Genomic DNA, 19,827 nt, shown 5'->3' on the forward strand with positions numbered 1-19,827 from the left:
CTTAACAATCAATGGAGCCTACTATGCATCGCACCGTGAGCAATCACTGGGGACCTAGTGTATCTACGCGCGTAGATAAATCAAGGCATCCCGACGAAATTTGTTAGTAAAACTTCACTATCACATTGCGTCATCGCACATTTTCAGCGCAAATTCAGCCAGTTAACTCCACCATATCGCACAATAAAAAATCACTCTGCACGGTAAGTTAGCATTTTCTCTAATCATTGAGCGTTATAAGCGAGGCTAAAATCCTTTCATCGGGTTCTGTTGTCGCACACCCTGATTACCTGCAGATGACACTTCGTCTTTATTCTGAAAAATCTCTGCAAGCGCAGACAATGCGTTACCCTGAAAAAAAGCCTGACAGAGGTGTTATGACCATTATTCTGATGCGACACGGTAAACCTGACCACCAGGCCGCAGGTCGTCAGAGCGTGCAGACACTTGCAGACTGGTGCGAAGCTTACGATCAGTCCGGAGTCAGTGACGGGCCGCCACCGCGCAGTATTGAGATCGCCCGTCAGGCCGCGATTATTGTCTGCAGTCCTCTGCCCCGCGCACAATCCTCTCTGAGCCAGCTTGGCCTGCAGCCTCATGAGATTGATGCGCTCTACAGCGAAGTCGCCGTACCGCTGCTGCGGACGGGGGCCTTTCAGCTGCCAACGATCTGCTGGCTGGCCTTACTGCGGCTGTTGTGGTTCTGCGGTTATGCGGGTGAAGCGGAGTCGCTGCAACATGCGCGCAGCCGCGCCTCGGCGGCGGCAGAGAAGCTGATAGGACACTCACAGCGTGGCACAGTGTTGCTGCTGGGCCACGGCATCATGAACAAGATGATTGCGCGCGAATTACGTAAACGCGGCTGGCAGGCAGAAAAACATGCCAGCAGCCGCCACTGGAGTTCCGCGATCTATCACCGTCCGTTTATCTGACCAATCGGAAAATAGCCCAGCACCTCACAGCCTGTTCCGACACGCGGCGTGGCAATCACTTTACCCTGCGCCAGATCGATCACGCTCAGCGTGCCATCATCCTGATTAGCAATCAGCAGCTGTTGCCTGTCTGGCGTGAAGCAGCCATCCATCGGCATGTTGCCCACGCTGATATCGCCCAGCGGATTCAGCAGGTCGTCAAACAGCGTTACCAGTGGTTCCTGATCGCCAATCGCCACCAGCTGTTCGCCATCGGCGCTGAAGCGAACCACCTGGCAGGGCTGCTGATGACCTGGCAGCGTAATGCGCTGGCGAATACGGTGGCTCTGTCGGTCGATCACATAAAGTAACGGCGCATCCGCGGCGCTGGCGACCAGATAAGGGTGTTTTGGTGAGGCGGCGATGCCCGCAATCGGACCCGGCAGCAGAATCGTATCGATGACCCGTCCCTCTGCTTCACAGAGATCCACGACGGTGATGGTCGCATCCTCTTCGTTATCGGTGAACAGTTTGCGGCCGCTGGGTGACAGCGTCAGGCGATGCGCGTTGTGAGAAGGAATCGGGATGATCTTTTCCACTTTGTCGGTCTGCGGATCGATCACGGCTACAGCGGCGCTCTGCTCACAGCAGAGATAGACTTTGCCATCACGGCCCAGTTGCCCACTGTGTGGGGCACGCAACGGCGACAGATCGATAAAGCCGCTGATCTCGCGACGCTGCAAATCAATGATCGCCACTTTGTGACCCGGATGCGGGTTATTGCCATGAACGCCGTCACCATAGATGGGCACATACGCTTTGCCCCAGGGGGCCAGCATCAGGAGTTCATGCGGCCGCGGTGGAAAAGCGTTCAGCTCGCGCTCGACCGCGAAGGTTTCCGGATTAAGAAACAGGACGCGATTACCCTGCTTATCAACCGCCAGTAAACCATAGGATTCACTCTGCATGCGCGCTCCTTTCTCAGTAAGTTCTTCTTAAGCGTAGACAATCCTCTTCAGGCTGTACGATTCCGGGAATTGTTGAGCCGGGCTTACGCTACACGTTAAGCGCAATATTCACTGATCCTGATGTCCGGGCCCTGAGAAAACCCAAAGGCTCAGCATAATATTCAGATATTCTTTAGTTATGTGTTCAGACACATTTAAATAACTGATTAACCATGCCGATATTATTATTCCAATAGGGTGACCGGATGATTTCCGTATTATCCTAAAGTCAAAAAAAGACATAGCTAATGTGTAAATAATGTTTTATTAAAAAGGTGCAGTGCAATTAAAAAGCCGTGAGGAAACTATCGCGCGCTCCCGCACTGCGTCGCCACCAGGGAAAACTATTCATTAATTCCCGCATTCATCGGGATGAGCCATTATTCAATGCCGTCCGTTCACGCCTCAGGCGTAACGGCCAGAGCCTGAACTATCGCGGGAAAATAAAAATAACAGGTGTACCATGACTTCACATCGCCAACGTTCAGCGCATAAAATCTGGCGTAACTGGAAAAGAATATCGTTCAGTAGCCAGATGTTATGGAATAAGAAACAACAGAGCCTCTGTCAGGCACCGGAATATGATCCAGGACAGGAAGATAATGTCGTATTGATCGCTCAGCAGAAAGATCTGCCTGAGATTCCAAAGATTGTCTGGATGGTCTGGCATAACGATCAGCTGCCGACGTCAATGGCGCTGAATATCAGTAAAATCCGGCGGGACAATCCTGATCACCAGGTTTATCTGGTTACGCAGCGCACCCTGTCGCAGTGGCTGCCCGAACTCAGCTTTATCTCTTCCGATCTGACGCTGGCACATAAAAGTGAAATCATCCGGCTTGAGCTGATTCACCGCTATGGCGGTATCGGTATCGACTGCAGCACCCTGCTGTTTGAGAATCTCGCCTGGGTACACCGCGTTCACAAGACGCGGCCAATGGATCTCATCGGCTACTATCGCGAGCAATCAACGCTGAACCTGCTTGCGCCGGTCACCGAGAGCTGGTTTATTGCCGCGCCGCCGCAAAATGCCTTCATTCGCGAATGGCTGAAACAGCTGGCACCGGTTAAAAACGTCGGTATCCGCAACTATTTCCATGAGCTTAAAAAGCGGGATGATTTTCCGCTGATTGTGCAAAATGTAGATAATCCGTCACGTCAGCTCCTGTCACTGGCGCAGCAGATCGCGATGCGCGAATACCGGCGAGCCAATCTTTATCTGCGTAAAGGGGAAGCCAGCGCCTGGTACTATCAGCGCCTGCATGCCGACAGCAGCACCGCCTTTGCGCAGTCGGTGATGTTTCAGCAGCGGCCAGAGACGCCACCACCGATTATCAAATTAACCGGCAACGAGCGACTGCATCTCGACTTCAATCTGCGGCTGGGTTTGTATAACCGCAGCAGCCTGATTGGCGAGATGATGGACACCCCATCACCTGCGCTGGCATTGCCATCAACGGTCAAAACGCGCGCGTAGCCAGTGCGTAAAGGTGGTGACTGCGCGGGGCACCTGCGCCGCCCAGGGTCGGACGATCCACAGGCGGGCGGCAAAGGCTTCAACCGGCTGCCACTCAGATAACACCTGCTGCAATGAGCCCGCGGCCAGCGCTTCACGGGCGCTGAAGTCGGGCAGCATCGCGATTCCCAGTCCCTGCAGAGCGGCATCGCGTATCGACTCACTGTTGTTGGTGGCAAAACTGCCCTGAATCCGGACCTGCACCTCTTCGCCATCCGCTGCGGTAGCAAACCGCCAGCGCGGTGATTCAACACCACGCGGATAGTAAAGACAGTTATGCTGCACCAGATCCTGCGGCGTGTTCGGTATACCCTGTTCGTTAAGATAGGCGGGTGAGGCCACCAGTACTGTCTGCGTATCACACAGCGGCAGCGCCACATGGGTTTCCGGCAGCGTGTCACTGTGCCGGATTGCCAGATCAAATCCCTCACTGCTCAGCGACACAATGCGATCCGTCACATCCAGCTGCAGACGCACCTGCGGATAGTCACGCAGAAACTCACCAATAATCGGCACCAGTTGCTGTCGGGCAAACGCCACCGGCGCGGTAATACGCACCAGACCACGCACTGGCCCGGCGGTATCGCGCACGCTGAAAAAACTCTGTTCGATGCGGGCAAAAGGCTCGCGCAACTCCTCCACCAGCTTCTCACCCGCCGATGTCAGCCGCACGCTGCGTGTGGTGCGCTGTACCAGCAGTACACCGGCTATCTGCTCCAGCTCTTTGATTTTCTGACTCATCGCCGCTTTGCTGACGTCCAGCCGCTCTGCCGCGCGGGTAAAGCTGCCCTGCTCAGCCAGTACGGTCAGCCAGTGAAGATGATCCCATAGCGTATCCGTTTTCATCTCTTTCATTGCGATTGTTCATTATATTGAATAATCATTTCAGGCTACGCGCTTTTTCCCGCCGGATAAAGAAGTCACCATAGGCGCATTAATCACGATGAGGAGTTCACTATGCCACTACTGCAATTCGATGTTATTCAGGGTCGTTCAGAATCAGAGCTGCGTACACTGCTGGATGCAGCGCACCGTGCCGTGCTGACAGCTTTTAACGTGCCTGAACGCGATCGTTATCAGATTGTTCAGGAAAACAAGCGCTATCAGATGGTGTTTCAGGATACCGGCCTGGGATTCAGCCGCAGCGATAATCTGGTGATGGTGCGGGTTTATACCAGCCCACGCAGCCGTGAACAGAAGCAGCATTTTATGGCGGAGCTGGCGCGTGAGCTGCGTGAGCACTGTGGCGTGCAGGGCAACGATTTAATGATCAGCTTTATCACCAACGACAAAGGTGACTGGAGTTTTGCCGACGGCGAAGCGCAATACCTCACCGGCAAACTCTGAAAAACGTCCTGACTTCTGCTCTGCTGACGGTGCGCCAGCCACCGTCACGCCTGAAAACCTCTCTTCTTAACCAATCTGCTCTACACCGCACAAATCGGGCCGGATATGTTGCAGCCGGATGACAGCCAATATAGATTGTCGAAAAACCATCCCCCGAAGGTGGCCGGTTGCGTGAAGCCTCGTGCAACCCTGTAGAGAGAGGATTTACCGTTGTCCGAATTGGTCTCCGTCGTGCTGTTTCTGGCCGCTATTGCAATCTATTCCTGTAAAGCCGGGCGTAACAAATTCTGGTTTATTCTAGTTCTTATCCTGCTGGTGCTTTTCGTTGTGCTGAACGCCACCCTGTATGCCAGCAACTATTTTACCGGAGACGGCATCAACGATGCGGTGCTCTATACCCTGACCAATAGCCTGACCGGCGCGGGTGTCAGTAAGTATGTGGTGCCCGCGATTGGGCTGATTATTGTGCTGTTCCTGCTGTTCTGCCTGCTGTCGTGGATTCTGCGTCGGCGTAAGCGTCCGCATCACATGGGCTGGTCGCTGCTGGCGGCCGCCTGCGCACTCGGCTCAGTGCAGACTACCCCGGCCTTTCGTCAGGTTGCGACGCTCATCGTGTCGCATACCCAGATGGCCGATTCTGACTTCGACAACTTTTATAAAGTGCCGCGTAATCGCATTGAACAGCCGCGCCTCAACGTGGTTTACATCTATGGTGAAAGCTTAGAGCGCACCTATTTCGACCCCATCGCCTTTCCCGGCCTGGCGCCTGAGCTGAGCCGGCAGAAAGAGCAGAGTATCGACTTCAGCGAAACCGAACAGTTACCCGGCACCGACTACACCATTGCAGGTATGGTCGCCTCACAGTGCGGCATTCCGCTGTTTGCGCCGTTTGACGGCAATGCGTCGGCGTCGCTCTCCAGCTTCTATCCGCAAAACGTCTGTCTGGGCGACATCCTGAAAAACTCCGGCTACCAGAACTGGTTTATTCAGGGTGCCGATCTCCGTTTTGCCGGTAAAGATGTCTTCCTGAAATCGCACGGTTTCGACCCTGAAAATCTTTATGGTTCGCAGGAGCTGAAAAGTCGCGTTGCCGATCCTGCTTACCGCAATAACTGGGGTTATTACGACGATACGGTGCTGGACGAAGTCTTTGAAAAGTATCAGGAACTCTCCCAGGCCGGTAAACCTTTTGCGCTGTTTACGCTGACCGTCGATACGCATCACCCGGACGGGTTTATCTCACGCAGTTGCGATCGCAGAAGCTACAGCATTGAAGGCAAACCGAATCAGTCCTTCAGTGCGGTCGCCTGCTCGCAGGAACATGTGGCGCGACTGATTGCGCGCATCAAAGCGTCGCCGTGGTTTAAAAATACCGTGATTGTGGTGAGCTCCGATCATCTGGCCATGAATAACACGGCGCATCCGTGGCTGGTCAAACAACCTCGTCGTAATCTATTCATGGTGATCCGGGGTGATAAACCGCAGGCGGAACTGATGGAAGCGAAGCGCAGCACACTGGATAATGGCGCAACGCTGCTGGATATTCTCGGCGGCGATAACGCGATTGGCCTGGGCCGCAGCAGCCTTTCTTCTCTTTCACTTTCCACCCAGTTCGACGATATGAAGAGTAAGGTGGCGAGCTGGAAACCTGACATTATTCAGCTCTGGAATTTCCCGAAGAAGATAGACAACTTCACGGTGGATCAGGCGAAGAATACGTTCAGCTTCTCAGGCACCACCTTTAAACTGCCGATTCTGTTCCGCATCAGCGATAAGCATGTGGAGCCGATGCCGGAAGGGGAATATTCGGCCCCGCTGCGCTATCAGCTGGCCGATTTCGCCTCAGCCGATAAATTTCTCTGGGTGGATCGCTGTTTTAAAATGGCACGACTCTGGCAGCCTTCGCTGGCCCTCTCCGGCGATCTCTGTGTGGCGATGGGGCAGCTTGGCGGCACGCCAACCGTGACGCATGTCGACAAACCGCAATGGAAAGGCAAAGTGCAGTTTCCGGACGGCGCTGTCAGCGAGGCACGTTACCAGCAGAACCTGGCGCAGATCCGGATTGAAGATAACAACATTCGCTATAGCGCTGACAGCTTCCGGCTCGACGTGCCTGGCGCGCCAGAAACGGTTAAAAGCTTCAGCGGCATCTCACGGCCAGAGAGCTGGGGGCGCTGGTCAAACGCCAATCTCGCGCCAGAAGTGCATATCGATTATGTCGATGCGCTCCCGGCTAAGTTTGATCTGGTCATTACCGCACGTGCATATGGCCCCAACGCACACCGCGCGATCCCGGTTCGGGTTGGCGATCAGCAGCAACTGCTGTCGCTGGGCGAAGAGGTATCGACGCATACTCTGCATTTCGATAACCCAAACGCCAGCCATCAGCTGGTGATTGCGCCACTGGAACCGCAGCTGAGTAACATCGGCAATATCACCGGCCAGGATCCGCGCAAACTGGGCATCGGTATGGTTGAAATTAAAATCGTACCACAGCCATAACGCCGTTTTTTCCCCTTCCGCCTCTGCGGTAATCCGCAGAGGCACCTCATACTGTCATCAGCTCTCTGTTGCGAACCAGCCCGTACTTCGCTGCACGTTACCTGTTGAACTAATTGATATTTTTCGGCATGTCGCGCAAAATATAACCGGTTGAGTGGGGATACGCTTTGTGCCTGTCATGATGCGGTTATCGCTGGAGTACACAGGGAGGTGTCGTGATGACAAGCACAATGATGAGTACCCATAAAGCCTTTAAAGCGCTGCAACAGGCAGGGATCAACGATCAGCAAGCGGAGGCGATGGTGGAGGTGTTTAACGATATGCAGCAGAGGCCGCCAGGCGCACAGGTCGGGAAGCAACTCGGTCAGATTCAGACCAAAACCAATCATATTGACGTCCGGATCGGCCAGCTTCAGACAAAAGCAGACCAGACAGACGATCGGATCGGTAACCTCACGACCAAAATCGACCAGATGGACGATCGACTCGGCAAACTTACGGCCAAAGTCGATCAGATAGATGAGCGGCTTGGCCATGTTGAAAGAAAAACAGACAAACTGGCCATCCGTTTTAATCAGTCAGAAGGCAAAGTGGATAAGCTGGATGTCGCTCTCAGTGAAATGAATTTCCGATTAACTTCGGCTGTCGACAGCCTGAGAAATGACGTTGTGACCCTGACCACCGATATGCGCTGGATCAAACGGTTGTCTATCCTGATGACCACCACCCTGCTGGCGGCGGTCCTGAAAGATTGTGTAATGTGATCCCGTTATCGCCCGGTCAGGGTCTGTCGCGAAGCGCCTCCAGCTTTTCGCGCTGCTGACCCTCGGCGGTAAAGTTATCCTCCGCCAGCCAGCGCTTCAGGCCCTTTTTCACCTGCGGCCATTCGCTGTCGATAATCGAAAACCAGCTGGTGTCACGCGAACGCCCTTTGTAGACGATTGCCTGACGGAACTCGCCTTCATACCGGAAGCCCAGCCGTGCCGCCGCCTTACGCGACGGGGCATTACAGCTGTCGCATTTCCATTCATAGCGACGATAACCCAGCGTCTCAAATGCGTAACGCATTAGCAGGAAATGCGCCTCCGTTGCCATGCGGGTCTGCTTCAGCCGGGCCGAAAACATGACATGCCCGACTTCCATCACGCCATATTCAGGCTGGATGCGCATTAACGACAGGCTCCCCACCGCCTGGTCGGTGGCGAGATCGATCACAGCAAAATGCAGCGGATCGCGGCTCACTTCAAGCTGTGCGGCATACGCCTGCCATGCCTGGCGTTCGGTAAAGGGACCGGCTGGCAGGTAAGTCCAGTCGCGTCCATCCTCAGCCATCTCCCAGGCCTCAGACAGTGCATCACCATGCCGTGCTGCACTGAACGGCTCCAGCCGACACGACTCGCCGGTGAAAACCTGATGCTGGGGCAAAGGACGGGGTTGCCAGTCTGGTAAAGGCTGACCGACCGGCTGACCGAATTGATTCAGGTGTTGTGACATATCGCCTCCCGGCTACAGATGATATCTGCAGATTGCCACTATCATGGTGGGTTAAAAAGTACCACAATCATGAAAAATGATGGATCCACGGAGCAGGTCATGAAGCCAGAGATCCCAGATTTGCTGCTGGCTCCATTGATACCAGCAGCAGGGACCACACTGCAGCAGCAACTTTATCGGCGGATAAAACAGGGCATTTTGCAGGGTCAGCTTGCTGCCGGAACGATGTTACCGTCCACGCGTCAGCTGGCACCTGAGCTAAAGGTTTCACGGAATACGGTGCTTAACGTCTGGACACAGCTACAGGCAGAGGGCTATCTGATGAGCGATCGGCAAGGCAGCCGCATCAGCCCGCTGGCTTTACCTGCCGTACAGACGGATGACGATACGTTAGCCAGCTGGCCGCTGGCAAAACGAATTGATCTCTTTCACCACAGCAGGGAAATGGACAGCGGCGCATTGCCCCTGCGTCCCGGTATCCCCGCTCTGACCCATTTCCCGCTGGCTGCATGGCGCCGGACGCTGAATCAGATATTGAGTCACACGCCACCGCAGCTACTCGGCTATGGCGATCCGTTTGGCGATCCCGAACTGCGTGATGTACTGGCGCAGCAGTTGCGTCTCACGCGTGGTGTACGTTGTGATGCCGGACAGATTGTGATTACCGAAGGTGTGCAGCAGGCGCTAACGTTGTGCGTCGCCCTGTTAAGCAATCCTGGCGACCATGGCTGGATTGAAGAGCCCGGCTATCGCGGTGCCAAAGCCGCTCTGCAGGCCGGGGAGCTTAACGTTGTCCCGATCCCCATCGATCAGCAGGGTCTTGCCCCCGAGCCGATACACTGGGAACGGACTCCGCCCCGTCTGATTTATACAACGCCTACCCATCAGTATCCCACCGGCGCGGTAATGAGCGCGGCCCGGCGTCTGGCGCTGATTGCTGCTGCGCAGCAGCACCAGGCCTGGATTATTGAAGATGATTATGATGGCGACTTCCATTACCACGGCGAGCCTGTCATGGCGATGCAGGGCATGACCGATAATGCCCCGGTTATCTATCTTGGTTCTTTCAGCAAGACGTTGTTCCCTGCGCTGCGCATCGGTTTTATGGTACTGCCCGCCCCGCTGGTCAGTCGACTGCGACCAGCGCTTCATCAGCTACTGCGCGGCGGAAACCGTCTGGAGCAGCAGGCACTGACGCATTTTATTCTCAGTGGTGATTATCGCCGCCATCTCGGTAAAATGCGTCGTCTCTATCGTCAGCGACAGGCATGGCTGCGAACCGAACTGCAGCGCGCTGCGGGTCAGTCGATTCCGCTGCTGGGCGGTAACAGCGGTATGCATCTGGTGCTGCCACTCGATCCTCATCGGGATGACGTCGCTATCACCCGCAAACTGCTCCAGGCGGGATACGCACCCACGGCTCTCTCGACCTTCTATCTGCAGGAACGGGTGCAGCAGGGGCTGGTTATTGGCTATGGCAACTGCAGCGACACGCAAATTACCGCAGCTACGCGCCAGCTAAGTCGCCTGCTCAGCTGGCCCGGATAACCTGATCATTCCGCGCTGATCAGGCTGGCCGGCGCAGCAATCGACTGGCGAATCATCAGGCGGGCGTCAAAGCGCGGCATTGGCCCGGCTGCCTCGCCGCGTATCTCCGCAATCAGGCGTCGTGCCGCCTCACGGCCCATCTCATAGACCGGTTGCGCCACCACCGTCAGCGGCGGCGTGACAATCTCACTCCACGGAAAATTGTCATACATCACAAATGAGAGATCGGCAGGGATGCGCAGTCCGCGCTGCGTGACTTCCCGCAGCAGCCACATCGCGACCACGCTGTCAGAGGCCACCAGCGCCGTGGGCGGCTGCGGACGCTGCCACAGCTCAGCCACAATACGGGCAATCTCCGTTTCATCCAGCGCGTTCACTTTCACCAGCGTTGGATCAAACTCCACGCCCGCGGCAGCAAAGGCCTGCATCATGCCGCTAACGCGCTGAGCAACCGGCGTCAGGCCAAAATCCTCTGGTGCTCTGTAATCGGTTGCCAGCGCCATGCTGGTAACATAGGCGATATGACGATGACCTGCCTCCAGCAATCGGGCGGTCGCTTCTGCGGCGACATCCGTAAATTCGCAGCAGATCGCTTCCACATTAAGGTCAGTCACTGCGCGATCAAATAATTTCAGCGCTCTGCCCTCTTCCAGTACCTGCGTCAGATGGCTGTTGTGCTGGTGCTCCGAACAGCATGGCGCAACGATAATGCCGTCGACCCGCTTTTCCAGCATCACCCGCACTGCATCCTGCTCAGCCTGCAGTTTCTCATCGCTGTTGCTAAGCAGCAGATGGTAACCGGCCGTGCGCGCTACATCGGCCATGCCGCGCAGCGCAAGGCCAAAGTGAGGGTTTTCGATATCACCGACAATCACACCGATGGTATGAGAACGCCCGGTATTCATGCTGCGGGCCAAAGCATTCGGACGGTAGCCCAGCGCTGAGGCCGCGCTGCTGACCCGCTCCTGCACCTCATCACTGACGGCCCCATAACCGCCCAGCGCACGGGCCGCCTGAGCTTTAGAGACGTTTGCTGCACGTGCCACATCCGCCACGGTAGGCGCTTTCGATTGTCGTTTCTGACTCGTCATAATTATTTTGAATCACAGGTTGATGACAGGAATATTGACGCCGAAAAAAGGCTGTGCTTAAACTCATTATAACCCCTTGAGACCGGTCTCACAATGCCCACGTCTTGAGGTGCCACCTGCGTTGAGACCGGTCTCAATTATAATTGCTGGCTCAACTGTCTCTGATGTTTAAACCTGCAAAAACGGATGAGCTATGAAATCGCAAACCACCCTGGGCAAGCTGCTCGGCACCACGCTCGCACTCTGTTCACTTTCGTTCTGTACGCTGGCTGCCAGCGATAACAATCCTTATGGGCTGATCGAACCGGGTCAGCTACGCATCGCCAGCGTCGGCGACTCAAAACCTTACACCTTCACGGATGCCAGCGGTGAGTTTACCGGCTTTGACGTCGAGTTCTTCCGGAATGTCGCCCACCGAATCGGAATCGATAAGGTCGATTTTATTGGTCAGGACTTCTCGGCGATTATGCCGGCCGTGGCTAACGGTCAGTATGACGCGGCGGTGGCGGCTATCGGTATCACTCCGGCGCGGGAAAAGACGGTCGACTTTTCGACGGGTTATCTGGCGGGATTTCTCACCGTGCTGACCCGCTCTGACAGCGGCGTCAAGAATGTCGCCACCCTGGCAAAACGCCGGCTCGGGGTGGTCCAGGGTACGCTGCAGGAGAGCTATGCCGTCGAACACTTCACCCAGACCGATCTCGTGCGCTTCCCGGATAACAACAGCGCAGTTTCCGCGCTCAACAACGGTACGCTCGACGCGATCTTCCTCGACTACGAGGCAGCAAAAAGCTATGCCGACCGCTTTAAGCTGGTCTCTGCCGCCGACATCCCCTCGTTTGATGCACCGGCCGGCATTGCCATCGCCAAAGGCAAACCCGCCTTTAAGGCTGCGCTGGACGGCGCCATCAAAGCCGCGATGCAGGATGGCACCTGGAAACGACTTTACGAGAAGTGGTTCCCCGGATCGCCGATGCCAAAACAGTATCTGCCTGGCGGGCAGTAAAGATGCGGACGTCCGCGTCCTGAGTTAACCGGGGGATCCCCCACCCTGCATGGAGACGGCGATGGACCTGCTCACGATTCTTTCCCGCACCTTCTTTGATTTTCCATCAATGATGGAAGTACTGCCGCAGATGCTGACCATCGGGCTGGTCAACACGGTGATTATCTCGCTGGCAGCTACGCTGCTCGGCACGCTATCTGGTCTTCTGCTGGCGCTGATGGGCATCTCGTCCTCACGCTGGCTGCGACTACCTGCCCGGCTCTATACCGATCTGTTCCGCGGTCTGCCTTCGATTCTGACCATTCTGCTGATTGGTCAGGGCCTGGCGCGATTCAGCTATCAGCTGTTCGGTCCTACACCCTATCCGCTGGGGATCTTCGCCCTCAGCCTGATCGCCAGCGCCTATATGGGCGAGATTTTCCGCGCCGGTATTCAGAGCGTGGAATGCGGCCAGATGGAGGCCTGCCGGGCGCTGGGGATGAGTTATGGCCGGGCAATGCGGCTGGTGGTCATCCCGCAGGGGATCCGCCGTGTGCTGCCCGCCATCGTTAACCAGTTCATCGCCATTATCAAAGATTCATCGCTGGTCTACCTGCTGGGCCTGATGACCCAGCAGCGGGAGCTGTTTCGCGTGGGTCAGGATGCGGCAGTGCTCACTGGCAACCTCTCGCCCCTGATGCTGGCCGGGCTGTTCTATCTGATCATCACGGTGCCGCTGACACACATGGTCAACTATGTCGATGTGCGCTATCGCACCGGCCGCCGTCGCCTGACGGCACCGAAAAGCGGCTTAAAAGAAGTGGATGAAGTCAGAGCGCCCGGGGTTTCACTGGTCACGCAACCCCGAATCGGAGGCCCCCATGAATAACCTGAACGGCGCGAGCTGGCACGGCGCCAGCCTGGAGCTGCGCGATCTGACGCTGGCCTATGGCCCGATTGAGGTGCTGCGTAACGTCTCGCTGCGGGTCGCGCCTGGCAGTACTACCTGCATTATCGGACCATCCGGCTCGGGTAAATCGACGCTGCTGCGCGGCATCAACCGGCTGCATGAACCGCAGTCCGGGGATGTGCTGCTGGCTGACCGATCGGTGCTGCACGACAAACCCGATGCGCTGCGGCTGCGGATTGGCATGGTGTTTCAGCATTTCAATCTCTTCCCCGACCACAGCGCGCTGGAGAACGTGGCGCTGGCCCCGTGGCGGGTTAAAGGCTTGCCTAAAGCGCAGGCGATGGCGATTGCGCGTCAGCGGCTGGAAGAGGTGGGCCTGGGGCAACGCGCCGATCACCGGCCACGCGATCTCTCCGGCGGTCAGCAGCAGCGCGTCGCGATTGCCCGCGCGCTGGCGATGGATCCCGAGGTGATGCTGTTTGACGAGGCGACCTCCGCGCTCGATCCCGAACTGGTGAAAGGTGTCCTGACGCTGATGGCGGATCTCTGCCGTCGCGGCATGACAATGGTTGTAGTGACCCATGAAATGGGCTTTGCACGCAAGGTGGCAGATCAGGTGGTGTTTATGGACGAAGGCGAGATTGTTGAAGCCGGACCGCCGGGTGCCATTTTTGATGCACCGCAGTCGCCGCGACTGCAACGTTTTCTCTCTGAAGTGCTGTAACTGAGCAAGGAACCTGATAATGGCGTTAAAAAATGAAATAAAAGTGGTGGTACTGGGCGGTGGCGTCATCGGTGTGTCGACGGCGCTGGAGTTGACAAAACGCGGAGCGGCGGTGACGCTGGTGACCGAAGCTGCACTCTGCTCCGGCGCATCGGGACGTTCACTGTCGTGGCTCAACTCAGCGGGTGAGCGCTCCCTGCCCTACCATGCGCTGCGCATGGCGGGTATCGATCGCTATCGCACCCTGTTTGCTCAACATCCTGACCTTGACTGGCTACGTTTCGATGGCGGGCTCTGCTGGTTTAAAGACGATGCAGCCGGAACCCAGACACGGCATGCTTATGAGAAAACCCACGGCTACGACTCACAACTCATGACTGCGGATAACGTGGCGCAGGCGGATGCGGCCATCAATCCCGACGCGCTGCCGCCGCAGGCAATATTTAATCCTGGTGAAGGCTGGGTCAGCCTGCCACACCTTACAGAGTATCTGGTGAATCAGTTTCGGGCGCGCGGGGGTGAAGTGATAGAACATGCCGGTAAAGCCAGCGTGCTCACCGATCAGGGCCGCGCCTGTGGCATCCGCACTGAACAGGGTGAGCTGCGGGCAGATGCGGTGGTGGTCGCCTGTGGCCCCTGGACACCGGATGTGGTAGCACCTCTCGGCGTGACGATCCCCAACGGATCGCCGGTCTCCATGCTGGTCATCACGGAACCAGGCAGCCATGAGTTGAAAGCGGTGCTGAACACGCCCCGCGCCGCCATCCGGCCTAATCCCGGCAACCGTTACGCGCTGGATCATGACTGGTATGAAGAGGATATCCAGCCGCTGGCCGGAGGTGATTACTATATTGATGAGCAGGTCGTGGCAAAGCTGGCGGACGAAGCGAGCAAGCTGTTACGGGGTGACGAGCCGCTCAGCGTTCAGAGCTGGAAGACTGGCCTGAAGCCGATTCCGGGCGATGGCGATCCGGTGCTGGGACAACTGCAAAAGGTGCCGGGCTGTTATGTGGCGTTCACGCATTCGGGCGCAACGCTGGCGCTGATTGTCGGGGAATTACTGGCGGAGGAGATCGTAAGCGGTGAGAAGCATCCGATGCTGGCCAGCTTTAGTGCAGAACGTTTCAGCTAAAAAAAAGCCGGTCATCACGACCGGCTGATTTTATTTATCCACGGAATTAGCCACGGAAGAAGATATCACCCGATTTACCCATGACGATTTTGCCAGTGTCATTGGTAATCAGAATGTAGTTGGCGTTGATATACGCCCAGTGAGTATTTTCCTGCGGGGCAGGCAGATTACGCTTTTGCCACTCGGTAATGGTGAAAGTTTTATCGGTGTACTTCTCTGGCACGATGTCACCGATTTTGTACTGTTTGTAGTCGATGATGATGGTGCTGAGTTCATAATCAGGGCGCGCACCATTCACCGTTGACGGCGTGTTTGGCGTGGTGGGCGTAATACCATCATTAGACTGTGAGCTGGTCGGTGCCTGGTTTTGCGCCGCACCGGCATCTGGCTGAACGCTGCCGGTATCAGGCGTCGCGGTCTGAGCATCAGGATTAGCGGGCTGGATCTGCGGCGGTGGCGGAACGGTATCCGTTGCTTCGCCAGCAGCCTGTACAGCGGGGATCAGGCTCAGCGAGCCAACCAGTAATCCCATTGATAAAAGTACACGTTGAGTCCTGCGCATAATGATTTCCACGTTGAATTTTGACAGTCAGGCTAAAGTTTATCGCACTTCCGTTCCGTTGTGCTGATGCTATGTGCAGGGAAAACAGCGCTGTTTGCCTTACTGCACACAGGCCAGATAACGGATCAGACCACTTTATCCTGAGTTGCCAGATCGACCAACAACGCAATGCCTGAATTGTTGCTCCGGTTAAAGCCGCTCTGCAGCACCACAACCGCATTACCGTGACGTTTGTCGTAGCCGATAAAACTGGCGTAGGCGCCGATATAGCCCGACAGCGCGGAGATCTGCGAGAAGGTGATACCATCCGCCAGCAGGCAGATTAGGTCGCATTGTTAATCTGTCCATCCACTGGCCGATAGCGACGATCCGTGTGAAAAAGCCAGCCAAAACCATGCTGCAGGAAACGCTGTTTTCCTTCTGTCAGTCATTTATTTAACGCGTAGCTGAGCGGCGGCAGCGCCAGAACGTACGTGACTGTAGTTGCATAACAGGTGACAGAGAGGCTGAACACGGTTTAACTGCCAGGGAATGCCCGAACAGGGTTAGCTGTGTTGCAGCCCACAAGGGTGTACACTGCTGCGGTTTTGAGGCTTAACGCCGCGCTGAAATTTGATATGCCCGGGAGGCAACCGCATGAAAGAAGGCCCACTGTCCGAAAAAGAGCTGCAATGGCTGGAAGATATGCTGGAAAAATATGGCAGCGAAGCGTCGATTATTGATGTCTCCGAACTGGATGGTCTGCTGACTGCCGTTCTCTCCGGCCCTGTGACCGTCGAACCCAGCCAGTGGTTGGTGGCGCTGTGGGGTGGCGAGAAGCAGATTCCAAAATGGAGCAACGAGCGTGAAATGACGCGTTTTATGTCGCTGTGCTTCCAGCATATGAATGATGTGGCTGATCGCTTATCTGAATTCCCGGAGCAGTTCGAACCGCTGTTTGGCATCCGCGAGATGGAGGGTCTGGAGTTTACCGTGGTTGAAGAGTGGTGCTTCGGCTATATGCGCGGTGTCGCGCTGACCGACTGGTCTGCTCTGCCAGCGGATCTGCAGCCTGCGCTGGATGCTATCGCCCTGCACGGCGTGGAAGAGAACCTCGAAAAGATTGACGCTATGACGCCGGAGGAGATGGAAGCCAGCATTGAGGCAATCCGCCCTGCTGCGCTGGCGCTGCATGACCACTGGATCTCCCAGCCGGAAGCGATTCCCGTGCCACAGAAACCTGTTTCAGCTGAGAAACTGCCCGGCCGTAACGATCCCTGCCCGTGCGGCAGCGGCAAAAAGTATAAGCAGTGCTGTCTTCATTAATTGACTGATTAGCTCAATCACTTGCCGGGTGTTACCACCGCCCGGCAGGTCTCGCCAGATTATCTATCCGTTACCTTCCCCGATTAAACAGTCTACGGTCTGAACAGCAACATGCTTATCGCTGAGGTAAGCACGATTTTACCCTTCTGTATTAAGCACCCTTCCCGATCAGGAATGAAAGTTAATAATTTTTCACTCTACATCGTTAAAAAGCAAAAATGTTGCGTTTAAAAACCCATCATTAACTTCAAATCAGGTATAGCCTGCCCGGGTTTATCACTCCCTATAAACCCTGATAGATATACATCTTTATTTTAACAACAGTTATAAAATTGCGATCTATCGTTCTTATCAATGAGCTGATTTTGAAAAGTGCATTTATTGCTAAATATGAAACGATGTTATTTATTGCCATGTGATAATGCACGATTATTTCTTGTTAAAACAGCATTAACTCCAATCGTATTTTCTACGTTTAAATTTATAATGAAAATGCTCAATCAGGCCGAATAAATACATATAAGCTACTGATATTATTAATTATTAATAAAAACAGAAACAAACGAAAATCATTTCTGCGCTGGTAGCGGATTATTAAATACATTTACACAAGATTGACAAAAAATTCCTGCATGCAAGGTCTGATCAGTTGTTTTTCGGAGTTTAAAATCGAAAAAAATCCATAATAACTTATTTTATACTGTCTGATTAACTCAACTTAGATTACTCCTCTACAGCGTGTGGATAAGAGTGTGTAAATTCCCTTTCATGATTTTATTTGTAAGAATACAGATTAAAGTTAAAGAACTAACTAAACCATCCTTCTCTCTATAAGATATGAGTGATGAAAGTGATAAACACTTATCTATCTACTCAGATAAGTGCTTAGCCATCAAACAGGATAAAACCTTGCCATGGCAATGAATAACCAACCCTATAGCAGAGCTAAGAAAAAACCGGTCAGCATTATTAAACAGAGTGTCAAATCACACTAATTATTAAGCGTTAAGATAAAAATATATTTTTAGTCATTTTTATGACACCGCGTTATCGGGCCATAACTCACTGCCATCTGGAGGTTAACTCACTGTTTTAAAATTTTTTATCAAAATAACACAGCAGCATCTGGCTACTTTTTAACCGCCAGATTCATTTCAACACTATTGGTGAAAAATGAAAACACAATTAATTATTAAAGATACTCAGGGCAATGTTATTGCTAAACATGCTTTACAACCTGGAAAGTCGCTGGCATTGGAGTCAATGCCACAGGCTGCGTCCTATGAAGTTCACAGTGTTGATGGGCAGCCTCCCCAGAAGATCATTGCGTCAAAAGCGAATGGCCAGATGAAATTCAGGCTGGTGGATGATGTCACGGGTGAGCAGTATGACATCATCCTGCAGAACGTCAGCGCAGAAGAAATACCGGTCATGACAGCCTCTGGTTCAGACGGTGTGATTTACGCGTATGACTATGATTCGGTTAATAGCGTTTATGAACTTGTTTCGACCTCGACGGATCCCCTTATCGCGGACAATGTCTATGTAGCGGGAGGTGTTTTAGGTGGTCTTGCTGCATTGATTGGTGTGGCTGCAGCGTCAAACTCTGGTGGCAGTGGGGGTTCAAGAAATAACAACTCTGTAGCAGCGAATGAAGATAACTCTGCAGCAACCAGTGAAGACAATAGTGCTGCCAGCGTTGTTCCTGCCACAACGCCATCTCTCATCGACGACGCCGGTAACCCGGTGGCGGACGGCGCAAGCACCAGCGACAGCACGCCGACCATCAGCGGCGGCGGCATGCAGCCCGGCTCCACCGTGGTGATCACCGACGGCGACACCGAACTCGGCACCGCCACCGTCGACGCGGACGGTAACTGGACCTTTACCCCGGACGCTCCGCTGGCCGACGGCGAGCACGCGCTCGTGGTTGACGGCACCGACGCCAGCGGCAACGCCAGCAGCAGCACTGTCGACGTTATCATCGACACCGACGACACAACGTCGGGCGTGAGTGATGATGCAGGTATCCCGGCAGAAGACAATGGCAGTGATTCTACCCCGGGCGCGGGGGACAACGCAGGTAACCCGGCAGAAGGCGACACCAGCGCTACCGTACCGGGCCTGACCGACGACGCCGGTAACGCAGTGGCCGACGGCGCAAGCACCAGCGACAGCACCCCGACCATTAACGGCGGCGGCATGGAGCCCGGCTCCACCGTGGTGATCTCTGACGGCGACACCGAGCTCGGCACCGCCACCGTGGACGCGGACGGCAGCTGGACCTTCACGCCGGAAAATCCGCTGGATGACGGCGAGCACGCGCTGGTCGTTGACGGCACCGACGCAAACGGCAATGCGGTCAGCGACACCGTGAACGTGACGGTCGACACCAGCGAAACCGTACCGGGCCTGACCGACGACGCCGGTAACCCGGTGGCGGACGGCAGCACTACCAGCGACAGTACCCCGACCATTAACGGCGGCGGCATGGAGCCTGGCTCCACCGTGGTGATCTCCGACGGCGACACCGAGCTCGGCACCGCCACCGTGGGTGAGGACGGCAGCTGGACCTTCACGCCGGAAAATCCGCTGGACGACGGCGAGCATGCACTCGTCATCGACGGCACCGACGCGAACGGCAACGCCAGCAGCGACACCGTGAACGTGAACGTCGACACCAGCGAAACCGTGCCCGGCATGACCGACGACGCCGGTAACCCGGTCGCCGACGGCGCAAGCACCAGCGACAGCACCCCGACCATTAACGGGGGCGGCATGGAGCCCGGCTCC

The 19,827-nt window shown here is 55.2% G+C and carries 17 protein-coding genes and 1 pseudogene; 12 read left to right on the forward strand and 6 right to left on the reverse strand.

The annotated features are described in order from the left end of the window. The first annotated feature begins 377 nt into the window (after positions 1 to 377). A complete protein-coding gene (locus ACTJKZ_RS17180; protein WP_161735962.1) occupies positions 378 to 932 on the forward strand; it encodes a histidine phosphatase family protein in 555 nt (184 codons plus the stop codon). Here the strand turns inward: ACTJKZ_RS17180 and ACTJKZ_RS17185 are convergent. Continuing rightward, positions 914 to 1,879 (reverse strand): WD40 repeat domain-containing protein, encoded by a 966-nt coding sequence (locus tag ACTJKZ_RS17185; protein ID WP_253420996.1) that lies wholly within the window; start codon positions 1,877 to 1,879, stop codon positions 914 to 916. The two genes, ACTJKZ_RS17180 and ACTJKZ_RS17185, sit on opposite strands and share 19 nt — an antisense overlap. A 502-nt stretch (positions 1,880 to 2,381) precedes the next feature. Here ACTJKZ_RS17185 and ACTJKZ_RS17190 point away from each other — a divergent pair. Further along, a complete protein-coding gene (locus tag ACTJKZ_RS17190; RefSeq protein WP_161735960.1) occupies positions 2,382 to 3,395 on the forward strand; it encodes a glycosyltransferase family 32 protein in 1,014 nt (337 codons plus the stop codon). Here ACTJKZ_RS17190 and ACTJKZ_RS17195 read toward each other — a convergent pair. Continuing rightward, the gene (locus ACTJKZ_RS17195) at positions 3,372 to 4,289 is read right to left on the reverse strand and encodes a LysR substrate-binding domain-containing protein (protein ID WP_222924610.1); all 918 of its coding nucleotides are present in this window, start codon (positions 4,287 to 4,289) and stop codon (positions 3,372 to 3,374) included. The two genes, ACTJKZ_RS17190 and ACTJKZ_RS17195, sit on opposite strands and share 24 nt — an antisense overlap. A 102-nt stretch (positions 4,290 to 4,391) precedes the next feature. On the opposite strand from ACTJKZ_RS17195, the gene ACTJKZ_RS17200 reads away from it, so the two are divergent. From ACTJKZ_RS17200 to ACTJKZ_RS17210, 3 genes are all read left to right on the forward strand, one after another. Beyond that, positions 4,392 to 4,781, forward strand: a complete 390-nt coding sequence (locus ACTJKZ_RS17200; protein WP_098051578.1) for a tautomerase family protein — start codon at positions 4,392 to 4,394, stop codon at positions 4,779 to 4,781. 210 nt (positions 4,782 to 4,991) lie between these two features. Continuing rightward, a complete protein-coding gene (gene opgB / locus ACTJKZ_RS17205) occupies positions 4,992 to 7,283 on the forward strand; it encodes a phosphatidylglycerol--membrane-oligosaccharide glycerophosphotransferase (RefSeq protein ID WP_440829867.1) in 2,292 nt (763 codons plus the stop codon). 218 nt (positions 7,284 to 7,501) lie between these two features. Continuing rightward, positions 7,502 to 8,047: a hypothetical protein gene (locus ACTJKZ_RS17210; RefSeq protein WP_440829868.1), complete on the forward strand. Its 546-nt coding sequence runs from the start codon at positions 7,502 to 7,504 to the stop codon at positions 8,045 to 8,047. A 16-nt stretch (positions 8,048 to 8,063) separates the two neighbouring features. On the opposite strand, the gene ACTJKZ_RS17215 is transcribed toward ACTJKZ_RS17210, so the two are convergent. Next, a complete protein-coding gene (locus ACTJKZ_RS17215; protein ID WP_161735955.1) occupies positions 8,064 to 8,777 on the reverse strand; it encodes a GNAT family N-acetyltransferase in 714 nt (237 codons plus the stop codon). Positions 8,778 to 8,876: 99 nt separating this feature from the next. Between ACTJKZ_RS17215 and pdxR the strand changes: the two genes are divergently transcribed. Further along, the gene (gene pdxR, locus ACTJKZ_RS17220) at positions 8,877 to 10,325 is read left to right on the forward strand and encodes a MocR-like pyridoxine biosynthesis transcription factor PdxR (protein WP_285086524.1); all 1,449 of its coding nucleotides are present in this window, start codon (positions 8,877 to 8,879) and stop codon (positions 10,323 to 10,325) included. Between the two features lie 5 nt (positions 10,326 to 10,330). On the opposite strand, the gene ACTJKZ_RS17225 is transcribed toward pdxR, so the two are convergent. Beyond that, the gene (locus ACTJKZ_RS17225) at positions 10,331 to 11,416 is read right to left on the reverse strand and encodes a LacI family DNA-binding transcriptional regulator (protein WP_222924615.1); all 1,086 of its coding nucleotides are present in this window, start codon (positions 11,414 to 11,416) and stop codon (positions 10,331 to 10,333) included. 193 nt (positions 11,417 to 11,609) lie between these two features. On the opposite strand from ACTJKZ_RS17225, the gene ACTJKZ_RS17230 reads away from it, so the two are divergent. The 4 genes from ACTJKZ_RS17230 to ACTJKZ_RS17245 all read left to right on the forward strand — a co-directional run bounded on the left by ACTJKZ_RS17230 (position 11,610) and on the right by ACTJKZ_RS17245 (position 15,167). Further along, entirely contained in the window at positions 11,610 to 12,422 is an 813-nt protein-coding gene (locus tag ACTJKZ_RS17230; RefSeq protein ID WP_161735952.1) for an ABC transporter substrate-binding protein, read from the forward strand. A 61-nt stretch (positions 12,423 to 12,483) separates the two neighbouring features. After that, positions 12,484 to 13,290, forward strand: coding sequence for an amino acid ABC transporter permease (locus ACTJKZ_RS17235; protein ID WP_440829869.1), 807 nt, complete (start codon positions 12,484 to 12,486; stop codon positions 13,288 to 13,290). Next, positions 13,283 to 14,035, forward strand: a complete 753-nt coding sequence (locus ACTJKZ_RS17240) for an amino acid ABC transporter ATP-binding protein (RefSeq protein ID WP_061061528.1) — start codon at positions 13,283 to 13,285, stop codon at positions 14,033 to 14,035. The genes ACTJKZ_RS17235 and ACTJKZ_RS17240 overlap by 8 nt, the downstream gene beginning before the upstream one ends. A gap of 19 nt (positions 14,036 to 14,054) precedes the next feature. Then, positions 14,055 to 15,167, forward strand: a complete 1,113-nt coding sequence (locus ACTJKZ_RS17245; RefSeq protein ID WP_440829870.1) for an NAD(P)/FAD-dependent oxidoreductase — start codon at positions 14,055 to 14,057, stop codon at positions 15,165 to 15,167. Positions 15,168 to 15,213: 46 nt separating this feature from the next. Here ACTJKZ_RS17245 and ACTJKZ_RS17250 read toward each other — a convergent pair whose 3' ends face one another. Beyond that, the gene (locus tag ACTJKZ_RS17250) at positions 15,214 to 15,729 is read right to left on the reverse strand and encodes an RcnB family protein (RefSeq protein WP_161735949.1); all 516 of its coding nucleotides are present in this window, start codon (positions 15,727 to 15,729) and stop codon (positions 15,214 to 15,216) included. Between the two features lie 125 nt (positions 15,730 to 15,854). Next, positions 15,855 to 16,010 (reverse strand): annotated as a pseudogene (locus ACTJKZ_RS17255) (serine hydrolase domain-containing protein); the annotation flags it as partial. 355 nt (positions 16,011 to 16,365) lie between these two features. Between ACTJKZ_RS17255 and ACTJKZ_RS17260 the strand changes: the two are divergent. Then, the gene (locus ACTJKZ_RS17260; protein WP_150010999.1) at positions 16,366 to 17,034 is read left to right on the forward strand and encodes a YecA/YgfB family protein; all 669 of its coding nucleotides are present in this window, start codon (positions 16,366 to 16,368) and stop codon (positions 17,032 to 17,034) included. A gap of 1,173 nt (positions 17,035 to 18,207) precedes the next feature. Continuing rightward, on the forward strand, positions 18,208 to 19,827 hold a 1,620-nt coding region (locus ACTJKZ_RS17265), incomplete at its 3' end, for an Ig-like domain-containing protein (RefSeq protein WP_440829871.1).

The sequence above is a fragment of the Pantoea sp. 22096 genome, from assembly GCF_052045955.1.
Classification (GTDB): Bacteria; Pseudomonadota; Gammaproteobacteria; order Enterobacterales; family Enterobacteriaceae; genus Pantoea; species Pantoea alfalfae.